The sequence below is a fragment of the Mesorhizobium sp. C089B genome, assembly GCF_030323125.1.
GTDB lineage: Bacteria > Pseudomonadota > Alphaproteobacteria > Rhizobiales > Rhizobiaceae > Mesorhizobium.
The window spans coordinates 5224259-5244905 of the sequence record NZ_CP100469.1 but is presented as its reverse complement, the minus strand read 5'-3'; the positions used below and the strand labels follow the sequence as shown (position 1 = coordinate 5244905).

Annotated in this window: 19 protein-coding genes; 10 read left to right on the top strand and 9 right to left on the bottom strand. The window is 63.6% G+C overall.

Annotated elements, in window-relative coordinates:
* Positions 1-70: 70 nt before the first annotated feature.
* The 3 genes from NLY44_RS25825 to NLY44_RS25815 all read right to left on the bottom strand — a co-directional run bounded on the left by NLY44_RS25825 (position 71) and on the right by NLY44_RS25815 (position 2988).
* Positions 71-1261, bottom strand: a complete 1191-nt coding sequence (locus tag NLY44_RS25825; RefSeq protein ID WP_286455680.1) for an Mrp/NBP35 family ATP-binding protein — start codon at positions 1259-1261, stop codon at positions 71-73.
* Positions 1262-1338: 77 nt separating this feature from the next.
* On the bottom strand, positions 1339-2343 hold the full coding sequence (locus NLY44_RS25820; protein ID WP_023688789.1) for an inorganic phosphate transporter: 1005 nt from the start codon (positions 2341-2343) through the stop codon (positions 1339-1341).
* A gap of 3 nt (positions 2344-2346) precedes the next feature.
* Positions 2347-2988 carry a DUF47 domain-containing protein gene (locus NLY44_RS25815; RefSeq protein WP_023673429.1) on the bottom strand — a complete coding sequence of 214 codons (642 nt, stop codon included), beginning with the start codon at positions 2986-2988 and terminating at the stop codon, positions 2347-2349.
* 158 nt (positions 2989-3146) lie between these two features.
* Here NLY44_RS25815 and NLY44_RS25810 point away from each other — a divergent pair, with 158 nt between their 5' ends.
* The 10 genes from NLY44_RS25810 to NLY44_RS25765 all read left to right on the top strand — a co-directional run bounded on the left by NLY44_RS25810 (position 3147) and on the right by NLY44_RS25765 (position 13767).
* Positions 3147-4046, top strand: coding sequence for a LysR family transcriptional regulator (locus tag NLY44_RS25810; RefSeq protein ID WP_023688790.1), 900 nt, complete (start codon positions 3147-3149; stop codon positions 4044-4046).
* Positions 4047-4240: 194 nt separating this feature from the next.
* Entirely contained in the window at positions 4241-4720 is a 480-nt protein-coding gene (locus tag NLY44_RS25805; protein WP_023738147.1) for a formate dehydrogenase subunit gamma, read from the top strand.
* On the top strand, positions 4717-6273 hold the full coding sequence (locus NLY44_RS25800) for a formate dehydrogenase beta subunit (protein WP_023673426.1): 1557 nt from the start codon (positions 4717-4719) through the stop codon (positions 6271-6273). The genes NLY44_RS25805 and NLY44_RS25800 overlap by 4 nt, the downstream gene beginning before the upstream one ends.
* A gap of 10 nt (positions 6274-6283) precedes the next feature.
* A complete protein-coding gene (gene fdhF / locus NLY44_RS25795) occupies positions 6284-9196 on the top strand; it encodes a formate dehydrogenase subunit alpha (RefSeq protein ID WP_023673425.1) in 2913 nt (970 codons plus the stop codon).
* Between the two features lie 349 nt (positions 9197-9545).
* Positions 9546-10376 (top strand): formate dehydrogenase accessory sulfurtransferase FdhD, encoded by an 831-nt coding sequence (fdhD, locus tag NLY44_RS25790; protein ID WP_023731373.1) that lies wholly within the window; start codon positions 9546-9548, stop codon positions 10374-10376.
* Positions 10366-10680 (top strand): formate dehydrogenase subunit delta, encoded by a 315-nt coding sequence (locus NLY44_RS25785; RefSeq protein ID WP_023688796.1) that lies wholly within the window; start codon positions 10366-10368, stop codon positions 10678-10680. Before fdhD ends, NLY44_RS25785 begins: the two co-directional genes overlap by 11 nt.
* Positions 10681-10814: 134 nt before the next feature.
* Positions 10815-12368, top strand: coding sequence for an alpha/beta fold hydrolase (locus NLY44_RS25780; RefSeq protein WP_023806953.1), 1554 nt, complete (start codon positions 10815-10817; stop codon positions 12366-12368).
* 110 nt (positions 12369-12478) lie between these two features.
* A complete protein-coding gene (locus NLY44_RS25775; RefSeq protein WP_023688798.1) occupies positions 12479-12958 on the top strand; it encodes a carboxymuconolactone decarboxylase family protein in 480 nt (159 codons plus the stop codon).
* A 76-nt stretch (positions 12959-13034) separates the two neighbouring features.
* Entirely contained in the window at positions 13035-13397 is a 363-nt protein-coding gene (locus tag NLY44_RS25770; RefSeq protein ID WP_023688799.1) for a nuclear transport factor 2 family protein, read from the top strand.
* 55 nt (positions 13398-13452) lie between these two features.
* Positions 13453-13767 carry a hypothetical protein gene (locus NLY44_RS25765; protein WP_023738143.1) on the top strand — a complete coding sequence of 105 codons (315 nt, stop codon included), beginning with the start codon at positions 13453-13455 and terminating at the stop codon, positions 13765-13767.
* 28 nt (positions 13768-13795) lie between these two features.
* Here NLY44_RS25765 and NLY44_RS25760 read toward each other — a convergent pair whose 3' ends face one another.
* The 6 genes from NLY44_RS25760 to NLY44_RS25735 all read right to left on the bottom strand — a co-directional run bounded on the left by NLY44_RS25760 (position 13796) and on the right by NLY44_RS25735 (position 20532).
* Positions 13796-14419 carry a hypothetical protein gene (locus NLY44_RS25760; protein WP_156941086.1) on the bottom strand — a complete coding sequence of 208 codons (624 nt, stop codon included), beginning with the start codon at positions 14417-14419 and terminating at the stop codon, positions 13796-13798.
* Between the two features lie 228 nt (positions 14420-14647).
* Positions 14648-16075 (bottom strand): gamma-aminobutyraldehyde dehydrogenase, encoded by a 1428-nt coding sequence (locus NLY44_RS25755; RefSeq protein WP_023806954.1) that lies wholly within the window; start codon positions 16073-16075, stop codon positions 14648-14650.
* A gap of 105 nt (positions 16076-16180) precedes the next feature.
* Positions 16181-16996 carry an ABC transporter permease gene (locus tag NLY44_RS25750; protein ID WP_023702660.1) on the bottom strand — a complete coding sequence of 272 codons (816 nt, stop codon included), beginning with the start codon at positions 16994-16996 and terminating at the stop codon, positions 16181-16183.
* The gene (locus tag NLY44_RS25745) at positions 16986-17951 is read right to left on the bottom strand and encodes an ABC transporter permease (RefSeq protein WP_023702659.1); all 966 of its coding nucleotides are present in this window, start codon (positions 17949-17951) and stop codon (positions 16986-16988) included. Before NLY44_RS25745 ends, NLY44_RS25750 begins: the two co-directional genes overlap by 11 nt.
* 220 nt (positions 17952-18171) lie before the next feature.
* A complete protein-coding gene (locus tag NLY44_RS25740; protein WP_023688801.1) occupies positions 18172-19170 on the bottom strand; it encodes an ABC transporter ATP-binding protein in 999 nt (332 codons plus the stop codon).
* A 207-nt stretch (positions 19171-19377) separates the two neighbouring features.
* Positions 19378-20532: an ABC transporter substrate-binding protein gene (locus NLY44_RS25735; RefSeq protein ID WP_023688802.1), complete on the bottom strand. Its 1155-nt coding sequence runs from the start codon at positions 20530-20532 to the stop codon at positions 19378-19380.
* Between the last annotated feature and the right edge of the window lie 115 nt (positions 20533-20647).

The following is a 20647-nucleotide window of genomic DNA, read 5'->3' as shown; positions in this document are numbered from 1 at the left end:
CGAGCGTGTCACCGCGGACCCCACCCGGCCCTTCGGGCCACTCTCCCCTCAAGGGGAAGGGATATCCGAGCTACTCGAACACGATGTTCGGCACCGCCGCTTCGGCCGCGCCGCGTTCTTCGTTGACCCGGTCCCAGACCTTCGAAGCAATGCCGCGATAGATCTTCGCCTCGGCGCTGTCTGGCTTCGACGCCACCACCGGAGCACCTTCATCAGAACTTTCGCGAATGCCCATTTCCAGCGGCACTTCGCCGAGGAAGGTCACGCCGAGTCGCTCGGCCTCGCGCCGCGCCCCGCCATGGCCAAAGATGTCGTAGCGCTTGCCGGTATCGGGGGCTATGAAATAGCTCATGTTCTCCACGATGCCGAGCAGCGGCACGTCGACCTTCTTGAACATATTCAATCCTTTGCGGGCGTCGATCAGCGCCAGGTCCTGCGGCGTCGAGACGATGACGGCGCCGGCCAGCGGCACCTGCTGGGCCATGGTCAGCTGCGCGTCGCCGGTGCCGGGCGGCATGTCGACGACGAGCACGTCGAGGCGGCCCCATTCGACCTCGCGCAGCATCTGCGTCAGCGCCGACATCACCATCGGACCGCGCCAGATCATCGGCGTCTCCTCGTCGACGAGGAAGCCCATCGACATCACCTTAAGGCCGTAATTCTCCATCGGTTTCAGGATCTTGCCGTCGACGGTCTGCGGCCGGCCATGGATGTTGAGCAGCCTGGGCATGGACGGGCCATAAATATCGGCATCGAGCACGCCGACACGCAAACCGTTGGCGGCGAGGCCAAGCGCGATGTTGACAGCGGTGGTCGACTTGCCGACGCCGCCCTTGCCGGACGCCACCGCGATGATCGCCTCGATGCCGGGCACGCCGCGCTTGCCCGAGCTTTGCGAGGCCGGGGCGTGCGGGGCTGGGGAGTGTGGAGCTGGGCGCGGCGCGGCGGGCGCGGCCGTCGGTGCCGGCCTGGGCGCGGGGTGCGATGCAACCGGAGCCTCCATGCCGCCGCCCTTCTTCTCCGCCGTCAGCGCGACGACGGCGCCGGCGACACCAGGGATCGCCTTGACGACACGCTCGGCTGCGGCGCGCAGCGGCTCCATCTCCTGTGCGCGGGCGGCGGGAACGGTGATCGAGAAAAACACTTTCGAATCGGCGATGAAAATCTCCGAAACCATGCCGAGGTCGACGATGTTGCCGGTGAAGTCCGGCCCGTTGACCGTCTTCAGACGCTCGGTGACGATTTCCTTGGTGACGGACATGCATTATTCCCTAAGGCGTTTGGCTGCGGCTCAGATAGTGCAGATTGGCAGCGACTCCAAGCACCACGGTGTCCACCTCACCTTGCCAGGCCAACCGCAAGGTAGGTGAGCGCCGAAATTGCAGCCGTGGCCGGCAAGGTGACGATCCAGGCGATGACGATGTTGCCGGCAATGCCCCAGCGCACGGCCGAGACGCGGCGGGCGGCGCCGACACCGATGATGGCCCCGGTGATCGTATGGGTGGTCGACACGGGAACGCCGAGCCAAGTGGCGGCAAACAGGGTGATGGCGCCGCCGGTCTCGGCGCAGAAGCCCTGCATCGGATTCAGCCGGGTGATCTTCGAGCCCATCGTGTGAACGATGCGCCAGCCGCCGAACAAAGTGCCGAGCGCCAGTGCTGTCTGACAGGTGAGGACGACCCACAGCGGCACGTAGAACGTCCCGCCGAGCATACCTTGCGAATAGAGCAGCACGGCGATGATGCCCATGGTTTTCTGGGCGTCGTTGCCGCCGTGCCCTAGCGAATAAAGCGAGGCCGAAAAGAACTGCATGACGCGGAAGGTGCTGTCGACGGCGAACGGTGTCTGGCGCACGAACAGCCAGGAAACGGCCAGGATCAGGACCAGCGCCAGAACAAACCCTGTCGCCGGCGACACGACGATTGCGGCGACCGTCTTGCCAAGCCCGGTCCAGACGATGGCGCCGGGCCCAGCCTTTGCAACGCCGGCGCCGACGAGCCCGCCGATCAGGGCATGCGAACTGCTGGACGGGATGCCGGCAATCCAGGTGACGATGTTCCAGACGATGGCGCCAACGAGCGCCGAGAAGATCACCGCCGGCGTGACGATGCTGACGTCGACGATACCTTTTCCCACAGTTTCAGCCACGTGAAGGCCGAAGAACATGAAGGCGATGAAATTGAAGAAAGCCGCCCACAGGACCGCATATTGCGGTCTCAGCACGCGGGTGGAGACGATGGTGGCGATGGAGTTCGCTGCATCGTGCAGGCCGTTGAGGAAATCGAAAAACAGCGCGACGGCGACAAGGCCGATCAGCACGGGAAAGGCGATGGTGGCTTCCATTGCCTAAACGTTCTCGATGACGATGCCGCTGATCTCGTTGGCGACGTCCTCAAAGCGGTCGACCACCTTCTCCAGCTGGCCGTAGATCTCCGAGCCGATCAGGTAGGCCATCGGATCGCTGCGGCCATGCCGCTTGAACAGGTCCTTCAATCCCTGCTCATGCAGATCGTCGGCGCGGCTTTCAACGCGCATCACCTCTTCGGCGATGGCGTTGAGGCGTACCGTGTGCGTGCCGACCTTGCTGAGCAGCGGGATCGCTTCGGCAACCAGCCTGGAGGCGGCAACGATGACGCCACCCATCTCCTGCATCAGCGGGTCGAATTCCTTCTTTTCGAACAGCTTCACCGTCTTGACGGTCTTGTGCATCATGTCGATGGCGTCATCCATCGACTGGATGAGGTCCTTGATGTCGCCGCGATCGAAAGGCGTGATGAAGGAACGCCGCACCGCCAGCAGGACTTCGGCCGTGATATGATCGGCCTCGTCCTCGAGATCGATGATCTTCTGGCACCAGCGATCGATGTCCTTGCCCTGCAGAAGCTGCTCCAGCGCCTCGGCGCCGCCGACCACGGTGCGGGAATGCCGTTCAAAGAGGTCGAAGAAGCGATCTTCGCGCGGCAAAAGCTTGCGGAACCAGCCCAGCATGTCCGATCTCCTCGTATTCCATCCAACCACATAGCGCCGTGTTCGGCCGGGGGAAACAGCCAGCCGGCCCAAAGATGTGGATGCATGGCCAATTGCGGGTAGAGCTTGCGGCGAAAGGCAATTTCCCCGACCTTGCGCGCAACGAACGGACGGATGGTATGATCGACAAGCTCGAATTCTTCATCGCGCTGGCCAAGGAGGAGCATTTCGGCCGGGCGGCGGAAGCGTGCGGCGTCACGCAGCCGACCTTGTCGGCCGGGATCAAGCAGCTGGAGGGCCAGCTCGGCGTCATGCTGGTCAATCGCGGTTCGCGCTTTCAGGGGCTGACGCCGGAAGGCAAGCAGGTGCTGGTGTGGGCGCGTCGCATCGTCGGCGATTCCAGGACCATGCGCGAAGAGATGCGGGCGGCGCGACATGGCCTGTCCGGGCGTATCCGTATTGCCGCCATCCCAACCGCCCTCGCCATGGTGGCGCGGCTTACGACGCCATTTCGCGAGAAGCATCCGGGCGTCACCTTCTCTATCCTGTCGCGCACCTCGATCGAGGTGTTGTCGCTGCTCGGCAATTTCGACGTCGATGCCGGCATCACCTATCTCGACAACGAGCCTCTCGGACGGGTGACCAGCGTGCCGCTCTATGACGAGCGCTACCAGCTGATCACGGCGGTCGGAAATCCCTATTCGGATCGCGACAAAGTGACATGGGCCGAAATCAGCCAGCTGCCGCTCTGCTTGTTGACGCCGGACATGCAGAACCGCCGCATCATCGACCAGCATCTGGCCGAGGCCGGCGTGCAGGTGCGGCCGACACTGGAATCCAACTCGATGATCGTGCTGTTCTCCCACATACGGACAGGCAAATGGTCGTCGATCATGCCGCTCAACCTGGCGGAAACATTCGGTTTTTCCGAGCCGATCCGGGCCATTCCGATCGTCGAACCGGATGCCAGCCACACGGTCGGGCTGGTCGCCGCGCCGCGCGAACCGCACACGCCGCTGGTGCAGGCGCTGCTGGACGAGGCGATGGCGCTAGCAGACGATTTCCGCGCCAATCGCTGAGCTAGTCATAACTGGTCAATCGGCGCGATAGAAATTTTCTATCGTGCAACGAAACCGCTTTATTGATTTCAGAGGTTTTCTCTGATTTCTTAAGCACTTAGCGATTAAGCGGCGTAGGCATGTCGTTGTTCCAAAACCGCTTCATGCTTTTGGACGATTATATGCATCGATCGCTACGATAGGGAGGGCGCTGCGTGACGATGCAGCCTGCAAGTACCGAGATACAGTCGCGCACGGCGGCGATCATCCAGGAGTTGAAGGGCCTCGAAGGCCCCCTGCTGCCGATCCTGCACGAGATCCAGGAAGAATTTGGCCACGTGCCGCAGGACGCCGTGCCCGTCATCGCCGATGGGCTGAACCTGTCGAGGGCCGAAGTGCATGGCGTCGTGACCTTCTATCATGATTTCCGTGCCCGGCCGGCTGGCCGGCATGTGCTCAAGCTCTGCCAGGCGGAAGCCTGCCAGTCGATGGGTTCGGATGCGATCGCCGCAAAGGTCAAGCAGTTGTTGGGCATCGATTTCCATGAGACCACCCGCGACGGATCGGTTACACTTGAGCCTGTCTATTGCCTCGGGCTGTGCGCCTGTTCACCGTCGGCGATGCTGGATGGTGAGGTGATCGGGCGGCTCGATGACGAGAAGATCGAAGAGATCGTCGCGGAGGTACGCTCATGATCCCGCGCATCTACATTCCAGGTGACTCCGGCGCGCTGGCGCTCGGCGCCGAAAAGGTCGCCAAGGCTGTTCGTGCGGAACTGGCTGAACGGGGCGTCGAGGCCAAGATCGTCCGCAACGGCTCGCGCGGCGCCTATTTCCTCGAACCGATGGTCGAGGTCGCGACCGAAAAGGGGCGCGTCGCTTACGGGCCGGTCAAGCCCTCAGACGTCAAGAGCCTGTTCGACAGCGGCTTTCTCACCGGCGGGCATCACAAGCGCTGGCTGGGCGCGCCCGACAAAATCCCGTTCCTGGCCAAGCAGACGCGCCTGACCTTTGCGCGTTGCGGCATCAACGACCCGCTATCGCTCGATGCCTACAAGTCACTGGGCGGGCTCAAGGGCCTGCAGAACGCGGTGGCCATGGCGCCGCTCGACATCGTCAAACAGGTCACGGAATCGGGCTTGCGCGGCCGAGGCGGCGCCGGCTTCCCGACCGGCATCAAGTGGAAGACGGTGCTCGATACGACATCTGACCGCAAATACATCGTCTGCAATGCCGACGAGGGCGACAGCGCCACCTTTGCCGACCGCATGATTATGGAGGGCGACCCCTTCGTGCTCATCGAAGGCATGACGATTGCCGGCATCGCCACCGGCGCGACCAAGGGGTTCGTCTATATCCGCTCGGAATATCCGCATGCGGTGGCTGTCATGAACAAGGCTGTCGAGGTCGCCCGCAAGGCAGGCGTGCTCGGCGTCAGCGTGCTGGGTTCGCCCAACGCCTTCGACATGGAAATCCGCGTCGGCGCCGGCGCCTATGTCTGCGGCGAGGAAACGTCGCTGCTGAACAGCCTTGAAGGCAAGCGCGGCGTGGTGCGAGCCAAGCCACCGCTGCCGGCAATCCAGGGTCTGTTCGGCAAGCCGACGGTGATCAACAACGTCATCAGCCTAGCCTCCGTGCCCATCATCATGGACAAGGGTGCTGCCTTCTACAAGGATTTCGGCATGGGCCGCTCGCGCGGCACGATCCCGATACAGATCGCCGGCAACGTCAAGTTCGGCGGCCTGTTCGAGGCGGCGTTCGGCATGACGCTGGGCGAGATCGTCGACGATATCGGCGGCGGTACGGCCACAGGTCGCCCGGTGAAGGCGGTGCAGGTCGGCGGCCCGCTCGGCGCCTATTTCCCGCGCGGCCTGTTCGACACGCCGTTCGACTACGAAGAGTTCGCGAAGCGCGACGGGCTGATCGGCCATGCCGGCATCACCGTGTTCGACGACACGGCCGACATGCTGAAGCAGGCGCGCTTTGCCATGGAGTTCTGCGCCATCGAAAGCTGCGGCAAGTGCACGCCCTGCCGCATCGGCTCGATACGCGGGGTGGAGACCATCGACCGGCTTGCCGCCGGCATCGAGCCGGAGAAGAACCTGGCACTGGTCACCGATCTCTGCAACACGATGAAGTTCGGATCGCTCTGCGCGCTGGGCGGCTTCACGCCCTATCCGGTGATGAGCTCGATCACCCATTTCCCCGAAGATTTCAAGCCCGCGCCGGCGCGCGTGGCTGCTGAATAGGAGCTGGCAGATGAATATCAAGGCCGACTTCCCGACACTCATCGAAGAACTCGATTACGGAACCCCGGAATCGAAGGCGCAAAAGCAGGTTACGCTGATCGTCGACGGCCGCAGCATCAGCGTGCCGGAGGGTACGTCGATCATGCGCGCGGCGATGGAAGGCGGGGTCGAGATCCCAAAACTCTGCGCCACGGACATGCTGGACTCGTTCGGCTCCTGCCGCGTCTGCCTGGTCGAGATCGACGGGCGCGGCGGCACGCCGGCATCCTGCACGACCCCCGTCGGCGAAGGCATGGTGGTGCGCACGCAATCCGAGCGGCTCGACGCCATCCGCCGCGGTGTCATGGAGCTTTACGTCTCCGACCACCCGACCGGCTGGAACGAGAAGGCCGGCACCGGCGCCAGCGAGTTCGACGTTGTGGCGAAATCGGTCGGCCTGACCGAGAACCGCTTCGGCATTGAGGGCCGCAACCACGTCAAGCAGGAAAACGGCGTCGCGCCCGGCCATGGCTCGCTGGCGGTCGACTACATCGCCCGCGACGAGTCCAACCCCTATTTCACCTATGATCCGGCGCAATGTATCGTCTGCTCGCGCTGCGTGCGGGCCTGCGAGGAGGTGCAGGGCACCTTCGCGCTGACGATCGAGGGCCGCGGTTTCGAATCGCGCATGGTCGCCGGCATGCACGAGGATTTCATCGCCTCCGAATGCGTGTCCTGCGGCGCCTGCGTGCAGGCCTGTCCGACCGATGCGCTGCGTGAAAAGACCGTGCTTGAGAAAGGCATGCCCGAGCGTTCCGCTGTCACCACCTGCGCCTATTGCGGCGTCGGCTGCTCGTTCAAGGCCGAAGTGAAGGACGACGAAGTCATTCGCATGATGCCCTACAAAGACGGCAAGGCGAACCACGGCCACTCCTGCGTGAAGGGCCGTTTCGCCTATGGCTATGCCACCCACAAGGACCGCATCCTGTCGCCTATGATCCGGGAAAAGGTCAGCGATCCCTGGCGCGAGGTGAGTTGGGAAGAGGCCATCGCCCATACGGCCAAGGAATTCCGCCGTATCCAGTATCAATACGGCCGCACCTCGATCGGCGGTATCACGTCCTCGCGCTGCACGAATGAAGAGACCTATCTCGTCCAGAAGCTGGTGCGCCAAGGCTTCCGCAACAACAATGTCGACACTTGCGCGCGCGTCTGCCACTCGCCGACCGGCTACGGCCTCGGCCAGACCTATGGCACCTCGGCCGGCACGCAGGATTTCGATTCCGTCGATTTCACCGATGTCGCCGTCATCATCGGCGCCAATCCGGCTTCCGCGCACCCGGTGTTCGCCTCGCGGCTGAAAAAGCGGCTGCGCCAGGGCGCCAAGCTGATCGTGCTCGATCCGCGCCGCACCGAAATGGTCAAGTCGGCGCATATCGAGGCCGACTATCACCTGCCGCTGAAGCCCGGCACCAACGTGGCGGTGCTGACGGCGCTGGCGCATGTCATCGTTACCGAAGGGCTTTTCGACGAAGCCTTCATCCGCGATCGCTGCGACTGGGCGGAGTTCCAGGATTGGGCTTCTTTCGTCGCCTTGCCGGAAAACAGCCCCGAAATCGTGGGCAAGCTGTCCGGCGTCGATCCCGAACTGATCCGAGGTGCTGCACGGCTCTATGCCAAGGGCGGCAATGGCGCGATTTATTACGGCCTCGGCGTGACCGAACACAGCCAGGGTTCGACCACGGTTATGGCTATCGCCAACCTTGCCATGGCGACCGGCAATATCGGCCGCCCGGGCGTCGGGGTGAATCCGCTGCGCGGCCAGAACAACGTGCAGGGTTCCTGCGACATGGGCTCGTTCCCGCATGAACTGCCGGGCTACCGCCACATCTCCGGCGAGGCGGTGCGCGACATCTATGAGACGTTGTGGGGGGTGAAGCTCGACGACGAACCGGGCCTGCGCATCCCCAACATGCTGGATGCCGCCGTCGACGGATCCTTCAAGGGCATCTACATCCAGGGCGAGGACATCCTGCAATCCGACCCTGATACCAAGCATGTCGCGGCCGGCCTGGCGGCGATGGAATGCGTCGTCGTGCACGACCTGTTCCTCAACGAGACAGCTAACTACGCGCATGTCTTCCTGCCGGGCTCGACCTTCCTGGAAAAGGACGGCACCTTCACCAATGCCGAGCGCCGCATCAACATGGTGCGCAAGGTGCTGGAGCCGAAGGCGCGCTATGCCGACTGGGAAGCGACACAGGAGCTTGCCCGCGCGATCGGGCTGGATTGGAACTACCAGCATCCCTCCGAAATCATGGACGAGATCGCCAAAACGACGCCAAGCTTCGCCGGCGTCTCTTTCGATCTGCTCGACCGTGTCGGATCGGTGCAATGGCCCTGCAACGAGAAGGCGCCGCTCGGCACGCCGATCATGCATATCGACGGCTTCGTGCGCGGCAAGGGCAAGTTCATCCGCACAGAATATGTGGCGACCGACGAGCGGACCGGGCCGCGTTTCCCGTTGCTGCTGACCACCGGTCGCATCCTCAGCCAGTACAATGTCGGTGCACAGACAAGGCGCACCGAAAACGTCATGTGGCACTCGGAGGACCGGCTGGAGATCCATCCGCACGATGCCGAGAACCGCGGCCTGCGCGATGGCGACTGGGTGCGGCTGACCAGCCGTTCGGGTGAGACGACGCTGCGTGCGCTGATCACCGACCGGGTGTCGCCAGGTGTGGTCTACACAACGTTCCACCATCCCGACACGCAGGCCAACGTCATCACCACCGACTTCTCGGACTGGGCGACCAACTGCCCGGAGTACAAGGTGACCGCGGTGCAGGTCGGCGCCTCCAACGGGCCTTCGGACTGGCAGCGCGATTATAACGAGCAGGCCGAGCAGAGCCGCCGCATCGCAAAGCTGGAAGCGGCGGAGTAGTCTTGCCACGGCGTTCGACAATAAGAGCTTCAATCTTGACGGTTGGTCGACCCCTACTCCGTCAGGAAGGACGCGAGCTTATGCCGCCTGGCGCCTTTCTTCTCCCTCCGGAGGGGGGAGAGGTGGCGCCGCGAAGCGGCGACGGAGTGGGGGAAGCCGGCCCCGCAACACGCAGCCGTCGAAAGTCGCGCACAACCCAAAGAGCAGGCAAACCGGCCTATCTGGCGAGCAGTCGACCCCCACTCCGTCAAGCTTCGCTTGACACCTCTCCCCCGGTCGACGGGGGAGAGGAAAGGCGCGAGCCTCCACAGCTACTGCTAAGGACGAACAGGGCAGAGGGGCGCGCCTCGTGACCCGCAAACGCCAAGCCACCACCCAAATCTCTCGCCTTGCCCACCGCGCCAGCGGCACGACATCGGCCAACCGCATGGTGCCGGAGGAGACGCCGGTGGCGTTCTCCTTTGCCGGCACCACCCATGCGGTGATGATGGCGAGCCCGGCCGATTTCGAGGATTTCGCGCTCGGCTTCTCGCTGACCGAAGGCATCATCGCGTTGCCTGACGAGATAGAGGCGATCGAGGTCGAGGACCATGGCGCCGGGATCGATATCCAGATCCGGTTGAAGGACCAGGCCAATACGCGCTTCGAGGCGCGACGCAGGCGATTGGCCGGTCCGGTCGGCTGTGGGCTATGCGGCATCGAATCGATCGAGGAAGCGATGCGCTCGGTCGACAAGGTTGGTGCGTCCAAGCTTACGCTTGAAGCCGACGATATCACCCGTTCGGTAAAGCTTTTGTCCAAGGTGCAGCCTCTGCATTCAGAAACCGGCGCCGTGCATGCAGCGGGCTTCTACATTCCCGGCAAAGGCATCGTCATGGCGCGCGAGGATGTCGGCCGGCACAATGCGCTGGACAAACTGGCCGGCGCGCTGGCCAAGGCCGGCATTGACGGTGCATCGGGCGCGGTGGTGGTGACATCACGCGTCTCGGTGGAGATGGTGCAGAAAACGGCGGCGATCGGCTCCGCCTTCATCATCGCCGTGTCGGCGCCGACAGCGCTCGCCATCCGCACCGCTGATGAGGCCGGCATGACACTGGTAGCGCTGGTGCGCGGCGATGATTTCGATGTTTTCACCCACCCGGAACGGGTGGTCTTGGGAGTTGCCCAGCATGTCGCATGACGAAGAACACATCACGAGCACCGGGGAAAAGCTGGTGCGCATGGCCAACCAGATCGCCGCCTTCTTCCATTCAAGGCCCCGCGAGGAAGGTGTGGCGGGCGTGGCCGAGCACATCAACAAGTTCTGGGAGCCCAGGATGCGCCGGCAGTTCTTCGAGATGCTGGACAGCGGCGGCGAAGGTTTTGACGAACTCGTCGTCGTGGCCTCGGCCAGGATCAAGCGGCCGAAGACCGAGGAGCAGGCCGATGTGAGCATCGGCTACGTCCAACCCACGGGTGCAGAGAGCGCCGCTCCCCAGAAATAGCCTCCCCCAGAAATGGCGGGCGAACACGGCTCGCCGCGGGCTATATTCCTGTCTTCTAAAGTTTGGCTGCCGCATCCGCCGGGCGTCTGCTATGGTCGGCGATCAGAAATCGTCTGGCCGGGCGGGATAGCAACGTGAGGCCGATCGAGACGCGATATGCCCTCAGCGGCGACGTGCGGATCGCCTATCAGGTGGTCGGCCAGGGATCGTTCGACCTGGTTTTCGTGCCCGGCTTCATCTCCAATCTCGACCTGCATTGGGAAGACGAGGGCTACGCCAGGCTCTTGAAACGGCTCTCGGCGTTCTCGCGGCTTATCCTGTTCGACAAGCGCGGCACCGGCCTGTCCGACCGCGTCGACCCACGCCACCTGCCCAGCCTCGAAACCCGCATGGACGATGTGCGCGCGGTGATGGATGCCACCGGCAGCGGCCGCGCGGCCTTGCTCGGCGCTTCGGAAGGCGCGCCGATGGCAATGTTGTTTGCCGCCACCTATCCGGAACGGACACGAGCGCTGGCGCTCTATGGCGGTTATGCGCATTTCCACAAATGGGTGATGTCGCCGGAGCGCCTCGAGGCCTTCATCGCGACGGCCGGCACGGAATGGGGCACGGGCGCCACACTGCCCAACTTCGCTCCCGGCCGGGTAGATGATGCGCATTTCACCCAGTGGTGGGCCCGCTTCGAGCGGCTGTCGGCCAGTCCGACGGCAGCGGCAGCCCTTGCCCGGATGAATGCCGGAATCGATGTGCGCGGCGTGCTTTCGGCGATCGGCGCACCGACACTGCTCATTCATCGCCGCAACGACGCGCGGGTCGACCCGGACGCCAGCCGCTTCCTGGCGAAAGAGATCGCCAATGCGCGATTGGTCGAGGTCCCCGGGCGCGACCACCCGATCTGGACCGGCGATGTCGACCGGGTGGCCGACCTGATCGAGGAATTCCTGACCGGCGAGCGTGCCGTGGCCGAAGCGGAGCGCGTGCTTGCCGCTCTTCTGGCGACACGCATCTACGACACGGCGCGGGTTGGCGACCGCATGTGGAGCGAACGTAGCGAGCGCTTCCAGGAGAGCTGGCAGCAGCTGGTCGGCCGTCATGGCGGACGCGTCGCCGGCATCCATGGCGAATTGATGATCTCGCGCTTCGACGGGCCGGCGCGGGCCATACGCTGCGCGGCGGCACTGCGCGATGCGGCGCAACATATGGGCATTGCAAGCGCCCAGGGCGCCCATGTCGGTGAGGTCGAAATGCGCGGGCCGCCGGTGGGGCTGATGGCACGGGTGACGATGCAGATCGCCGCCCATGCCGGGCGCGGCGATATTCTGGCGTCGCGGCTGGCCGCCGGTCTGGCGGCGGGGTCCGGCCTGCATTTCATCGATGCCGGGCGTGTCACGGTGGATGAGCTGGACGAGCCGCTGGCGCTGGTCCAGGCAACGTCGGAACAGCACCTGGAGCCGGCCTGCCGCCCCAAGGCGAAACCCGCCGAGCCGGCTCAACTGACGGCGCGCGAAAGCGAGGTGGTGATCCTGATCGCCGACGGCAAGAGCAATGCCGCGATCGCCGCCGAGCTGAGGCTCAGCGAGCATACGGTCAAGCGTCATGTCGCCAACATATTGCTGAAGCTCGATTTGCCGTCACGGGCGGCGGCAGCGGCATTTTCCGCCAGGCAGGCTGGCCCGGACGGGCCATAGGGACCATGGCGCTTTCGGGCGAAGCGGCCAGGTGGGGTCGAGGCGTACCAATTCTCTCCATGCAGGCCAGGCGGATGTCGCCGGGAAAGGCACTGCGGATGGAGGATGCAATGCTGAAGTCAAACAGGTCGATCAAATCGCTGGTGATAGCGGCAGGCGTTGGCGCGTTGTTCACGATCGCTCCCGCCAGAGCCGAGGATGCCTCGGCGGCCGCCGCCTACAAGGACATCGAGGCGACGCTCGGCTCAGTGCCGGACATGTTCAAGACGCTGCCCGATGTCGCGGTTGCCGGCGCCTGGGCCGAGATCAAGGGTGTGCAGCTCAACCCCAAGACCGCGCTCGACGGCAAGACCAAGGAACTGCTGGGGCTGGCCGTCGCCTCGCAGATCCCCTGCCAGTACTGCATCTATTTCCACACCGAGGCCGCCAAGCTCAATGGCGCGACCGATGAGGAGATCAAGGAGGCGATCGCGATGGCGGCCATCGTGCGCCACTGGTCGACGATGCTCAACGGCAGCCAGGTCGATTTCGCGACCTTCAAACAACAGACCGACGGCGTGTTCGCAGCCGTCAAAGCCAAGTCGCAGTGAAAGAAAATGCCGGGCGGTGCGCCGGGCATTGCTTGTGATCATTCAACCGCCCGATCAACGGGCCATGGAGGAGAAGATGCTGACCAAGACGCAGAGCGTGGACGGCGCGGCGATCAAGAAAGCGATCGAAGGACGGGACGGCAGGATGCTCGCTAGCTTCTATGCCGACGACGCACTGGTGCGGGTGATCGACCGCAACAATCCGCCGAGCAAGCCGCGCGAGATCCGCGGCCGGGCGGCGATCAGCACCTTCTGGGACGACATCTGCAGCCGGGCGATGACCCACAAGGTCGACACCACCATCGCCGATGGCGACAATCTCGCCTTCACCCAGGCCTGCGCCTATCCGGACGGAACGAAAGTGTTCTGCGCGGCGATGCTGGAGCTGAAGAATGGGCGGATTGCACGACAGACCGTCGTGCAGGCCTGGGACGAGTAGTTCCACCGCGGAAAGATCAACCGCGGTTTGGGCCGCAAAACTGGAGGAGACAAAAATGTTCAGCGCCAGATGGCAGATCGACGCCAAGTTCGGGCACAAGCAGACCGTGCTCGACCTGTTGAAGAAATGGGAACGCGAGATCGGCTCTCAGGTCGGCATTGCCGATCTCGAGTTCCAGATCATGACCGGTTCGGTCGGAGCTCGGGAAGCGACGGTCGAATCGCATCATCAGGTCGAAAGCCTTGCCCAGCTGGAGGGATTCTTCGCCAGGATCGGCAAGATCGACGCGCACGCCAAATGGGGCAAGGAGATGGAGCCCTACGTCGTTTCAGGCACCAGCCTTTGGAACATCTACCGCATCGTGGAGTAGCCGTGGCAGGTGCAGCAGTTTTCGGCCATCAGTTGCGGCGGCCGAAACTCGTCCGCTGCCCGGAAAACCGCCCTTCCCTGGCCGATCCGGCAGCCGCGACACGTGCCGGCTGATTGGGCAATGTGGCCTGCTTGGCCAGGGCCGCCGCTATCAAGGCGTCGGCCTGGCGCGCGCGCTGGTCCGCGCCGGCATCTCCGGCAGGGTTGCCCGCCACGGCGGAGGTCGACATCCGCCGGCGGGGTTTGAAAGCAAGATAGAGAAGCAACGCGCCGAGCAGTCCAGCCCCAATGACGATCGTCAAACGCGTGCCGGTCATGCCGGTGCGTTCGATCTGGGTGGGGTTGACGGGGTTCTGGACGACGGTGAGCTTGTCGCCGACCTGCGGTTCGCGGGCACCGTTCTTGTTCAGCTCCATCGTGGCCTCGACGGCGTCGGCGCCGGTGCCGACGCGCAAGGTGCCGGTGAATTTCTGGGTCACCTTCCACTCTTTGTCAGCATGAACCGTCTTGAACGCATCCACCAGTTCGCACGGGATCGTGGCGGTGCTGACGGTCTTGTAGACAATCTTGTGGGCGGTCGATTCCATGTCGCATTCGACATTGACCGCGAGGATTTCAGCAGGCGCCTCGGGCCAGCCGCTCTTCTTGATCATGTCCTTGCCGCCGAACACAGCGATCAGCAGACAGAAGCCGCCAATGAGTACCAGCTTGATCTTGGTCGTGTTCATGCGCAAACCCCTCGCCGCGCGGTTTCCCGGCAAGAGGCTGCTCGTTCAGGTTGAATATTCAGTAAATCGTGAACTCCCGCCGTACCGCAAAAGTAACTCTCGCTTAATGTACAGAAAACGGGTTGGCGAACATTTTAGAGATATTGGCAGCCTCTACCCATGCGCGACCATCACATGACGAACGGCGGTATAATCCTCCAGCGCATAGAGAGACATGTCCTTGCCGTAGCCAGACTGCTTCAGCCCGCCATGCGGCATCTCGTTGGTCAGCATGAAATGGGTGTTGATCCAGGTGCAGCCATATTGCAGACGGGCGGTCGTCGCCATGGCGCGCGAGACGTTCTTGGTCCACACCGAGGATGCCAGGCCGTAGTCGCTGTCATTGGCCCAGTTCACGGCTTCATCGACTTCGGAGAAGCGGGTGATGGAGACGACCGGACCGAACACTTCGCGGCGCACGATCTCGTCTTCCTGCAGCGCGCCGGCAACCACCGTCGGCTGGTAATAGAAGCCGGAGCCTTCGCCCGGCTTGCCGCCGGTGGTGATCTCGATGTGCTTCAGTTCCGAAGCGCGCTCGACGAAGCTCGAGACTCGATCGCGCTGGCGGCGCGAGATCAGCGGCCCGATCTCGTTTCCGGTGTCGTCGGGCTGGTTGTATTTGATGGTCGAGACGGCAGATGAGAGATCGGCGACGAGCTTGTCGTAGATCTTCTTGCCGGCATAGATGCGGCAGGCGGCTGTACAATCCTGCCCGGCATTGTAGTAGCCGAAAGCGCGCAGGCCGTTGACCACGGCGCCGAGGTCGGCATCGTCGAAAACGATGACCGGCGCCTTGCCGCCGAGTTCCAGATGCGTGCGCTTGACCGACTTGGCGGCGGCCTGCAGCACCTTCTTGCCCGTGGCGACGTCGCCGGTGATCGAAATCATGTTGACCTTGGCGTGATTGATCAGCGTGTTGCCGACGCTGTCGCCGCGGCCGAGCACGACATTGACGACGCCCTCGGGCAGCACCTCGGCCAGGATCCTGGCCAGCTTCAGCGCCGTCAGCGGCGTCTGCTCCGACGGCTTGAAGACGACGGTGTTGCCGCCGGCAATGGCCGGCGCCAGCTTCCAGGCCATCATCATCAGTGGATAGTTCCACGGCGCGATGGAAGCGACGATGCCGATCGGGTCGCGCCGCACCATCGAGGTGTGGCCGGGAATGTATTCGCCGGCGACCACGCCCGGCATCGAACGCACAGCGCCGGCAAAGAAGCGATAGCAGTCGACGATCGCCGGGATCTCGTCATTGAGCACGGCGTTGATCGGCTTGCCGCAATTCAGCGCCTCGAGCGCCGCGAACTCCCGCGCGTTGGCCTCGATGCGGTCGGCGATCTTGAGGAGATAGCCGGAGCGCTGCGCCGGCGTTGTGCGTGACCACAAGACGAACGCTCGCTCGGCGGCAGTAACAGCCGCCTCGATCTGCGCCTGGCTGGCTTCAGGCAAATTGAGAATGGTCGCCCCGGTCTTTGGATTCAGAATCGGCTCCTCGGTCTCGGTGCCGTTCTCGAAGCTCGAGCCGATCAGCATCTGGGTGTCCATGCAGGTTCTCCTCGGTCAGGAGCGAGTAGCGAATAGCGAGTAGCGAATAGGGCTGGTCGTGCAATCTCCCCTATTCGCTGTTCGCTACTCCCTATTCGCTGTTCTTCATTTGCCCGAACCGGCGATCTGGTCGCCGTCGCGGGTCAGGTAATAGGCGGCAAGGATGGGCAGCAGCGTCACCAGCACCACGACCATGGCGACGACATTGGTGACCGGACGCTGGCGTGGGCGGATCAGCTCTTCCAGCATCCAGATCGGCACGGTCTGCTGCTGGCCGGCGGTGAAGGTGGTGACGATGACCTCGTCGAAGGAGAGCGCGAAGGCGAGCATCCCCCCGGCAAGCAGAGCGGTGGCGATGTTGGGCAGCACGACGTGCCGGAAGGTCTGGAAGCCGTCGGCGCCGAGATCCATCGAGGCCTCGATCATTGAGCCGGAAGCGCGGCGGAAACGGGCGACCGCATTGTTGTAGACGACGACAACGCAGAAGGTGGCGTGGCCGAGCACGATCGTCCAGAACGAGAACGGTATGTCGGCCAGCGAGAAGGCGGAGCGCAATGCGATGCCGGTGATGATGCCGGGCAGTGCGATCGGCAGGATGACGAGCAGCGAGATGGTCTCGCGGCCGAAGAATTTCGTCCGCGACACGGCGGCGGCGCACAGCGTGCCCAGGATCAAGGCAATCGCGGTCGAGATGGCGGCGACGCGGACCGACAGCGACAGCGCCTGCCAGACATCCGGCCGGTTCCAGGTGACGGCGAACCATTGTGTGGTCAGCCCCGGCGGCGGCCAGACGAAGCTCTTCTCTTCCGTGGTGAAGGCGTAGACGAAGATCAACAAGATCGGCAGATGCAGGAACAGCAGGCCGCAGGCGGCAGCGATCTTGAGGCCGAGCGGAGCGGATTGCGAACCGTCAGAGCGCATCGAAGGCCCCCATGCGCTTGGCGCCCCAGAGATAGAAACCCATGATGACGATGGGCACGACGGTGAAGGCTGCGGCGAGCGGGATGTTGCCGGCTGTGCCTTGCTGCGAATAGACGGCCTGCCCGATGAACAGCCGCGATGTGCCGATGATCTGTGGGATGATGTAGTCGCCCAGCGTCAGCGAGAAGGTGAAGATCGAGCCGGCGACGATGCCGGGCAGCGCCAGCGGGAACAGCACGTTGCGGAAGGTCTGGCCCGGCGATGCGCCGAGATCGGAGGACGCCTCGACCAGATTGCCGGGCACGCGCTCCAATGCCGCCTGCACCGGCAGGATCATGAACGGCAGCCAGACATAGACGAAAGCGATGAAGGTGCCGGTGGCGGAGACCGACAGGGAATTGCCGCCGACGACCGGCAGCGACAGCCAGCCATCGAGCACCCAGAGCAGATGCAATTTGGCGAGCAGCCAGGTCAAAATGCCTTCCTTGGCGAGGATCAGCTTCCAGGCGTAGATCTTGACGAGGTAACTCGACCATAGCGGCAGCATGACGCCGAGATAGAACAGCGCCTTCCAGCGGCCGCGGGCATAGCGCGCCGCATAATAGGCGATCGGGAAGGCGATGACGGCCGAGGCCAGCGTGACCAGCACCGCCATCGTCACCGTGCGCAGGATGATGTCGAGATTGGCGGGCTGGAACAGGTCGCCATAGGTCTTCAGCGTGAATTCGTGGTTGATGAGGCCGGAGAACTCGTCGATCGAAAAAAAGCTCTGCGCCAGAAGTGCGAACAACGAGCCGATATAGACAACGCCGAGCCATAGAACCGGCGGCAGCAGCATGAGGAACAGCAGCAGTTGCGGCTTGCGCCAGAAAAGGTCCGACAGTGCGCCGCGCATGCCACCGCTGCCGGGCAGGATGGCGGGGGCGGAGGTTGAGTTGAGCGCGGCGATGGTCATGGGGCGACCGCGTGCTGAAGGAACCCTGAGAAGCCGCGTTCCTTCACACCCCCCTCTGTCCTGCCGGACATCTCCCCCTCAAGGGGGGAGATCAGCAGTTTCGCTGCCTCGCCAAATCCCCAACGTTGAAGATTGGCGAAACCGGGAGGAACAGCCAAATTCCCCCCTTGAGGGGGAGATGTCCGGCAGGACAGAGGGGGGTGCTTGGCGCCAACCTCAATCATGCCGGCTCGTCCATCAAATGCAAATGCTCGCGGTTGAAGGTCAGCACCACCGCTTCGCCTTCCGCCGGCAGTTTCGTGCCGGCCGGCACGATTGCGTGCAGCCTCAGGCCATCAGCGTCCAACGCCAGTTTTGTGGTAGCGCCGAGATAGTTGGTTCCGACCAGGCGCGCGGCAACCCCTTCGCCTTTCGCAATGCTGCCGATGCGGATCGATTCGGGGCGCAGGCTGCCCCAGCGGTCCTGGCCGGAATAACGCTGGACGAAATCCGGCGGCAACACATTGGAGGAGCCGACGAAATCGGCGACGAAGCGTGTCCTGGGCCGCTGGTAGATGTCTTCCGGCGTGCCGATCTGCATGATCTTGCCGTCATTGAAGACGGCAACGCGGTCGGCCATCGACAGCGCTTCGCCCTGATCATGGGTGACGAAGACGAAGGTGATGCCGAGCGCCTTCTGCAGCGACTTCAGCTCTTCCTGCATGTTCTCGCGCAGCTTGAGGTCGAGCGCGCCGAGCGGCTCGTCGAGCAAAAGCACCTTGGGCTGGTTGACCAGCGCACGGGCCAGCGCGACGCGCTGGCGTTGGCCGCCGGAGAGCTGGCCGGGACGGCGGGCGCCATAGCCCGGCAGGCGCACCAGCGACAGCGCTTCTTCCGCCGCCTTCTGTCGTTGCGGCTTGGCGATGCCCTTGACCATCAGCCCGTAGCCGACATTGTCGAGCACGTTCAAATGCGGAAACAGCGCGTAGTCCTGGAACACGGTGTTGACGTTGCGGCGATAGGGCGGCACGCCCTCGGCGCGTTCGCCGAAGATCGAGATCGAGCCCGATGTCGGCTGCTCGAAGCCGGCGATGAGGCGCAGGCAGGTCGTCTTGCCTGACCCCGACGGACCGAGCATGGCGAAGAACTCGCCGGGCACGATGTCGAGATCGACCGCATCGACGGCGCGCACGCTGCCGAAATGGCGAGAGACTTTCTGGAAGGAAACGGCCGATGTCATGGGCTGTCCGTCTGTTGCCGGTTTGTGGTTCGTCGAAATAGCTCTTGCCGCCACCAATCAGGCCAGCGGGCACGGCACTTCACCTCCCCTCGATGGGGGAGGTCGCGGCGAAGCCGCGGGTGGGGGTGACTAGCACCGGACGTCAGCGCTGCCCCCACCCCGACGCTGCGCGTCGACCCTCCCCACAAGGGGGAGGGTTAAGGGAGCTCACCGCCCGCCGATGACGCCGATATAGTCGGACACCCAGCGGTAGTAGGGCACGCAGTGGTCGTTCTGGGTGGCGCACTTCGAGACCGGCGTCTTCCAGAACTTGATCTTGTCGAAGTTCTCGTAGCCGTTGGTCTTGCAGCCTTCCTCGCCGAGCAGCTCGTTGCCCTTGCAGGCAGCGGGCACCACGGGGAGCGAGCCGAACCAGGCCGAGACATCGCCTTGCACCTTGGGCGACAGCGAATGCTCAAGCCACATATAGGCGCAGTTGGGATGCGCGGCGTCGGCCTCCATCATGGTGGTGTCGGCCCAGCCGGTGACGCCTTCTTCCGGCACGGTCGAGGCGACCGGCTTCTTGGCGGCAACCAGCGTGTTGACCTGGTAAGGCCACGAACCGGAAGCGACGACGCCTTCGTTCTGGAAGTCGTCGACCTGGATGGCGGCGTCATGCCAGTAGCGGCCGACCAGCGTCCGCTGAACACGCAGCAGCTCGAGCGCTGCCTTGTACTGGTCTTCGTTCAGTTCGTACGGGTCCTTGATGCCGAGTTCCGGCTTGTGGAACATCAAATAGTTGGCGGCGTCGGCGATGTGGATCGGGCCGTCATAGGCCTGGACGCGGCCCTTGTTGGACTTGCCGTCCGGCAGGTTCATTTCCTCGAAGACGACGTTCCAGCTCTTGGGCGCTTCCTTGAAGACATCGGTGTTGTACATCAGGATGTTCGGGCCCCACTGATAGGGAACGCCGTAATGCACCTTGTCGACGGTGAACCAGGGCGCATCCTTCAGACGGTCGTCTACCGCCTTCCAGCTCGGGATGAGATCGGTGTTGATCGGCTGCACGCGCTTGCCGGCAACGAGGCGCAGCGATGCGTCACCCGAAGCGGTGACCAGATCGAACCCACCCTCATTCATGAGCGAGACCATCTCGTCGGAGGTGTTCGCGGTCTTGACGTTGACCTTGCAGCCGCTCTCCTTCTCGAAGGAGGTCACCCAGTCATAGCCCTTGTCGGTTTCGCCGCGCTCGATGTACCCCGGCCAGGCAACGATGCTGACCTCCCCTTCGCCCTTGCCGAGTTCCTTGACCTGGGCGACGGCCTGACCGGAAAAGGTCAGCGCGACCGTCAAGGCGGTGCACGTCTTCAGGAATGAATTCATCGTCAATCTCCCATTTTGGCGCCTGACTGCGAAGCGAGTCGCCGCCGCGGTCAGCCGCAGGCTGAAAAGCGTCAGTTCATCCGATGGCACGTTGCCGCTCTGATGGCGGCTTTCG